Origin of the sequence: Bacillus sp. GbtcB10 (assembly GCF_019091365.1) — a bacterium.
In the GTDB taxonomy this organism is placed as follows: domain Bacteria; phylum Bacillota; class Bacilli; order Bacillales; family Bacillaceae; genus Bacillus; species Bacillus altitudinis.
This window is the reverse complement of record NZ_JAGXJP010000159.1, coordinates 1-269: the sequence shown is the minus strand read 5'-3', so window position 1 is coordinate 269 and position 269 is coordinate 1. Positions and strand designations below refer to the sequence as shown.

The window sequence follows — 269 nt, the reverse complement described above, 5'->3', positions numbered from 1 at the left end:
AAGAAATTTGGGTAGAGGATATAGAGGGGGATAATGAAAATGTATAAAAAACTTATAGGTATTTGCATTGGAAGTACCTTATTGTTAGGTCTCACAGCTTGTGATTCTTCTAAACAAAGTGAATCAAGCGAAAAAGCAAACGTCAAATCCCAACCAGAAACTAAAAAAGATTTAACATCTCAGGATGAATTAAATAAGAAGATAAAGCAAAATGCTGAAGAAGTTAGTTTTGTTAAAGCAAATGGAGGTCAATACGAAAAAGGAAAAAG

1 pseudogene is annotated in these 269 nt (G+C 32.0%); it reads left to right on the top strand.

Going from position 1 to position 269, the window contains the following annotated elements:
- Positions 1-39: 39 nt before the first annotated feature.
- Positions 40-269 (top strand): annotated as a pseudogene (locus tag KVT11_RS19965) (hypothetical protein); the annotation flags it as partial.